Genomic DNA, 5,576 nt, shown 5'->3' with positions numbered 1-5,576 from the left:
GTTGTGATCGGCAGGAGCAATATCGTCGGCAAGCCGGTAGCGATGCTGCTGCTGCGCGAGAATGCGACCGTAACGGTGTGCCACTCCCGCACGCAAGGAATGGCGGATATCGCGAAACAAGCCGATATTCTCGTTGTCGCGATCGGCAAGGCGACTGCGATCGGGGCCGAGTATGTGAAACCAGGCGCCGTCGTGATCGACGTCGGCATCAATCGACTGCCGGACGGCAAGCTGGCCGGCGATGTCGATTTTGAAGCCGTGCTGCCCATAGCGGGCTACGTCACGCCGGTTCCGGGAGGCGTAGGTCCGATGACGATCACGATGCTTATGCAGAACACACTGAAGGCCGCCAAGCGGATCCACGGCATCGGGGAGTGATTCTCATCCATGGCGGATCAACCGCGCATTTATTCGATTAAGGAACTCAACCGTTACATTCGGATGAAGCTGGAATCGGACGGTTTGCTGTGCGACATCTGGCTCCGGGGGGAAATTTCCAATTATACGCACCATTCGAGCGGGCATATGTATTTCACCTTGAAGGACAAGGACAGCCGGTTGAAATGCATCATGTTCGCCTCGCATAATCAGAAGCTGCCTTTCATTCCCCGGGAGGGGACGAAAGTGATGGCGCGCGGCAACGTTTCCGTATACGAAAGAGACGGAGCCTATCAATTTTATGTGACCCAGATGCAGCCGGACGGAATCGGTAGTCTTTATTTGGCTTTCGAGCAGTTGAAAACCAAGCTGGAATCGGAAGGGCTGTTCGATCCGTCGCGCAAACGGCCGCTTCCGCGCTTTCCGAAAGCGATCGGCGTCGTTACATCGCCCACCGGTGCTGCGGTCAGGGACGTGCTGATTACGCTTCAGCGGCGGTTCCCGAACGTCAACGTGACGCTCGTGCCGGTGCTCGTTCAGGGGCCTCAGGCGGCGCCGGCAATCGTCAAGGCGATCGAAACGCTGAATCGGTTGAACGAAGTCGACGTCTTAATCGTGGGCAGAGGCGGCGGCTCGCTTGAAGAGCTGTGGGCATTCAACGAGGAAATCGTTGCGCGCAGCATCGCGGCGTCGCTCATACCGGTTATTTCTGCAGTCGGGCATGAAACCGACTATACGATTGCCGATTTTGTGGCGGATTTGCGGGCGGCGACCCCAACGGCGGCGGCTGAGCTGGCCGTGCCGCATATCGCGGAGCTCCATCAAGAGTTGAGCCATCTGAAGAGGAGACTGCGGCAAGCGCTGCAGAACAACGTTCGCATCCGCAAGGAGCGTCTGCAGCGGATTCTGCGATCTCCGTTATTCATGCATCCGCGCCGCTATTTGCTGGAGCAAGCGGAAAGGCTTGACAGGCTGAACGAGGCGCTGCGCGTCCGCATTTCCCGTTACGCCGAACGGAACCGCGACAGGCTGCTGCGGTTGAAAGTCGGTCTGGCGGGGGGACACCCGGGCGCCAAGGCGCAGTACGCTGCTAAGCGTAGGGATAACGCCTCACGGCGGTTGGAGGCGGCGATGACGGGCATCTTCAAGGAACAGCAGCATCGGCTGGGCGGCTCTATGCGACAGCTGGACGCGCTCAGTCCGCTCAAGGTCATGGCTCGCGGCTACAGCCTAGCGTACGACGAGGCGGAACAGCGGCTGATCCGCTCGATCTGCGATGTGCAGCCCGGTGAATTGATTAAGCTCCGGCTGGCCGACGGCCGGCTGGATTGTCATGTGTGGTCGATGAAAGGAGAGGACGAACCGAGTGGAACAAGCTGATACGGAACAGACATTGAGCTTCGAGGAAGCGATGGAGAAGCTGGAAGCGATCGTCTCCAGGCTGGAGTCCGGCGACGTGCCGCTGGAAACGGCTATCGAATTGTTTCAAGAGGGGATGAAGCTGTCACAGCTATGCGGCGGCAAGCTGGAGCAGGTGGAACGCAAAATTGAAATGCTGATCGAGACGGAGCAAGGGCTGCAGCGTAAGCCGTTTACTCCCGGTCAGGAGGATTGAGGGGACAGGACTTTGAGAGAAGCGACGACCATTAGCGAGTATATCGCAAGTACTGCTGCCGCCGTTGAGGACGCGCTGCAGTCGGCACTGCCGGCAGGCTGGGACGTACCGGTCAAGTTGCGCGAAGCGATGATGTACTCCCTGAACGCCGGCGGCAAACGGCTCCGGCCGATGCTCGTACTGGCAGCCGCAGAAGCGGTTAGAGGCGAGCGGGACGCTGCGGATGCCGCAATGCCTATCGCTTGCGCCATAGAGATGGTTCACACTTATTCGCTGGTGCATGACGACCTGCCGGCGATGGATGACGACGATTTTCGCCGGGGTAAGCCGACCAACCATAAGGTTTACGGCGAGGCGTTGGCCATTCTCGCGGGCGACGCGCTGCTCACGCATGCTTTTTACTGCATTGCGCAGGCAGCCAAAAATGGGCGAATCTCCGCCGGGACGGCGCTCGCCGTAACGGAGGATCTGGCGCGGCTCGCCGGAGCTCCCGGCATGGTGGGCGGGCAGGCGGCCGATATTTTAGGCGAGCAGGGCGTTACCTCATTGTCTGAGCTCGAATACATTCATTTGCATAAAACCAGCGATCTGATTGCTTTTTCGCTGCAGGCGGGAGGACGCGCGGGAGGCGCCACCGATGCGCAGCTCGAAGCGCTCGCGCGTTTCGGAAGCAATCTTGGGCTCGCGTTTCAGATTCAGGACGACATTCTCGACCTCGTGGGCGACGAAGCCAAGCTGGGCAAGAAGACGAACAGCGACGTGGAGCGGCTTAAAGTGACCTATCCTTATTTGATTGGACTGGAAGCCAGCCGCGCGGAAGTGGGGCGGTTGACCGGCGATGCCAAAAAGGCGCTGTTGTCGGCCAGGCTTGCGAAGCCCGAAAGGCTGCTGCAAATTGCAGACTATCTAATGGGAAGAGACCACTAACCGAGCTTTTCGGCCGCGGTGCCTCTTGCGTTAGGAACGGCGAGCGCGCGTATGCTATAATGGCTGTATATCATGAACGTCCTTACGGCATTTGACGGATGCCTTGCCAACTATACGTTCAGCCAGAAAGTGAGGAGAACGGATGCTGCTCGAACAAATCCGCGGCCCGGAAAGTTTGAAGGGATTGTCGCCCGGACAGTTGGAGACGCTTGCGGAGGAAATCCGCGGCTTTCTCATTGAGAAGCTCTCCGCAACCGGGGGGCATTTGGCGCCTAATTTGGGCGTAGTGGAGCTGACGCTGGTCATGCACTACTTGTTTAACAGCCCGCGCGACAAGTTTATTTTCGATGTAGGCCATCAAGCGTATGTGCACAAAATGCTGACCGGTCGTATGGACCGGTTCGATACGCTTCGTCAATATAAAGGATTATGCGGTTTCGTCAAGCGCGCAGAAAGCGAGCACGATGTTTGGGAAGCGGGCCACAGCAGCACGTCGCTGTCCGCAGCGATGGGGATGGCTTTGGCGCGGGACCTGAAGGGAGACGACAATAAGGTCGTGGCGGTTATCGGCGACGGCGCCTTGACCGGCGGCATGGCGCTTGAAGCGCTCAACCATATTGGACACGAGAAGAAAAAACTGATCGTGGTGCTGAACGACAATGAGATGTCGATTGCTCCGAACGTCGGCGCTCTGCATAACTATCTGGGCAAAATCCGCTCCGACCGCCATTACATCAAGGCCAAGGACGAGCTTCAGCATTTATTGAACAAAATTCCCGCTATCGGCGGCAAGCTGGCCAAAACCGCGGAGCGCGTCAAAGACAGCGTGAAATACATGGTCGTGCCCGGCATGTGGTTTGAAGAACTGGGCTATACCTATTTTGGACCCGTCGACGGCCACGATATCGGCAAGCTGATCGAGACGTTCAATCAGGCCGCATCCGTCGACGGTCCCGTACTCGTTCATATCCTGACGCTGAAGGGCAAGGGCTACTCGCCTGCGGAAGCCGATTCGCACAAGTGGCATGGCATTACCCCTTACAAGATAGAATCGGGGCAGGTCCTGAAGGCCGTCGGTCCGCCGATGTACACGGAAGTGTTCGGGAATACGCTGATTGAGCTCGCTGAGAAAGACGAGCGGATTGTCGCGGTGACGCCCGCCATGCCCGGCGGTTCCGGATTGCTGAAATTCGCAGAACGTTTCCCGGATCGCATGATCGATGTGGGCATTGCCGAACAGCATGCGGCCACGATGTGCGCCGCGCTCGCGATGGAGGGCTTGAAGCCGGTTTTTGCCGTTTACTCCACTTTCCTGCAGCGGGCGTATGATCAGGTCGTGCATGACATTTGCAGACAGAATGTGAACGTCGTGTTCGCGATCGATAGGGCCGGCTTTGTCGGACCGGACGGGGAAACGCACCACGGTGTCTACGACATCGCTTTTTTGAGGCATGTTCCGAATATGGTCCTTATGATGCCGAAGGATGAGAACGAGCTGCGCCGGATGATGAAGACCGCCGTCGACTACGACAAAGGCCCGATCGCTGTGCGCTATCCGAGGGTTAACGGGCTCGGCGTCGATATCGACGCCGAGTTGCAGCCGATACCGATCGGGGAATGGGAAACGGTGCAGACAGGCGATACGGCCGCCTTGCTGGCGGTCGGCCCGATGCTTCAGGTAGCGGCCGAAGCGGGCGAGCTGCTGAAACGGGAAGGGCTGTCGCTGCGGATCGTGAACGCGCGCTTCATCAAGCCGCTAGATGAGAATATGCTGTTGAGGCTGGCTGATGAGCGCATCCCGCTCGTTGTGTTGGAGGAAGGCGCGCAGCTCGGGGGCCTCGGCAGCGCCGTTCTGGAGTTTTATTCCCTGCACGGCATTCATCACATGGACGTGCGTATCGTCGGCATACCGGATGCTTTCATCGAGCATGGGTCGATCAAGGAACAGCGGGCGGAGGCCGGCTTGACCGCCGACCGGGTCGCCTCAGTGGTGACACAGCTGCTTCCGAGGCGTAAGCAACGCGCGACAGGCCAATAACGGAACGAACGAAAGCAACGGTTATTTTGCATTAGAGGGAACAGGTGGGAGCAACCGCATGGCGGAAAAGGAACGGATTGACGTGCTGCTCGTGGAGCAAGGCTATTTCGAAAGCCGTGAGAAAGCGAAAGCGGCGTTGATGGCGGGGCTTGTGCTCGTCGGCGGCGAACCGGTGGACAAGAGCGGCACGAAAGTTGCGCGGACGGCGGCCATAACCGTTAAAGGCGCGCCTCATCCTTACGTAAGCAGGGGCGGCTTGAAGCTGGAGAAAGCGATCCGGCATTTCGGAATCGAGCTGGAAGGCTGTGTCATGCTGGACATCGGATCGTCGACCGGCGGCTTCACCGATTGTGCGCTGCAGCACGGCGCTGCTTTTGTGTACGCCATTGATGTCGGCTACAATCAGCTCGATTGGTCGCTGCGACAGAATGAACGGGTTCATGTGATGGAAAGGACCAATTTCCGGTATTTGCAGCCATCCGATCTGCCGGGACCCAAGCCGAATTTTGCGACGATCGACGTTTCCTTCATATCTCTGCAGCTGATACTGCCGCCGCTCGCCGCAATGCTTCATCCCGGAGCAGGCGTGATGGCGTTGATCAAGCCGCAGTTTGAGGC

5 protein-coding genes and 1 pseudogene are annotated in these 5,576 nt (G+C 58.5%); all 6 read left to right on the top strand.

The features are described from left to right. Positions 1–378 (top strand): annotated as a pseudogene (locus tag BG52_RS06640) (bifunctional 5,10-methylene-tetrahydrofolate dehydrogenase/5,10-methylene-tetrahydrofolate cyclohydrolase); the annotation flags it as partial. Between the two features lie 9 nt (positions 379–387). Then, positions 388–1,758, top strand: coding sequence for an exodeoxyribonuclease VII large subunit (gene xseA / locus BG52_RS06635; RefSeq protein WP_036585089.1), 1,371 nt, complete (start codon positions 388–390; stop codon positions 1,756–1,758). Next, positions 1,745–1,993, top strand: coding sequence for an exodeoxyribonuclease VII small subunit (gene xseB, locus BG52_RS06630; RefSeq protein ID WP_036585091.1), 249 nt, complete (start codon positions 1,745–1,747; stop codon positions 1,991–1,993). Before xseA ends, xseB begins: the two co-directional genes overlap by 14 nt. 12 nt (positions 1,994–2,005) lie before the next feature. Continuing rightward, on the top strand, positions 2,006–2,920 hold the full coding sequence (locus tag BG52_RS06625; RefSeq protein ID WP_036666986.1) for a polyprenyl synthetase family protein: 915 nt from the start codon (positions 2,006–2,008) through the stop codon (positions 2,918–2,920). 142 nt (positions 2,921–3,062) lie between these two features. Beyond that, positions 3,063–4,958: a 1-deoxy-D-xylulose-5-phosphate synthase gene (gene dxs, locus BG52_RS06620; RefSeq protein ID WP_036585098.1), complete on the top strand. Its 1,896-nt coding sequence runs from the start codon at positions 3,063–3,065 to the stop codon at positions 4,956–4,958. 58 nt (positions 4,959–5,016) lie between these two features. Beyond that, positions 5,017–5,576: TlyA family RNA methyltransferase (locus BG52_RS06615; RefSeq protein ID WP_036667001.1), on the top strand; the 560-nt coding region annotated here is incomplete at its 3' end.

The sequence above is a fragment of the Paenibacillus darwinianus genome (assembly GCF_000598065.1).
In the GTDB taxonomy this organism is placed as follows: domain Bacteria; phylum Bacillota; class Bacilli; order Paenibacillales; family Paenibacillaceae; genus Paenibacillus_I; species Paenibacillus_I darwinianus.
Note: the sequence above shows the minus strand (reverse complement) of the source record. Positions and strands in the feature narration are given on the sequence as shown.

Excerpts from the sequence above, each read along its gene's own strand:
- xseA (WP_036585089.1), top strand. The coding sequence starts at position 388 with ATGGCGGATCAACCGCGCATTTATTCGATTAAGGAACTCAACCGTTAC.
- dxs (WP_036585098.1), top strand. The coding sequence starts at position 3,063 with ATGCTGCTCGAACAAATCCGCGGCCCGGAAAGTTTGAAGGGATTGTCG.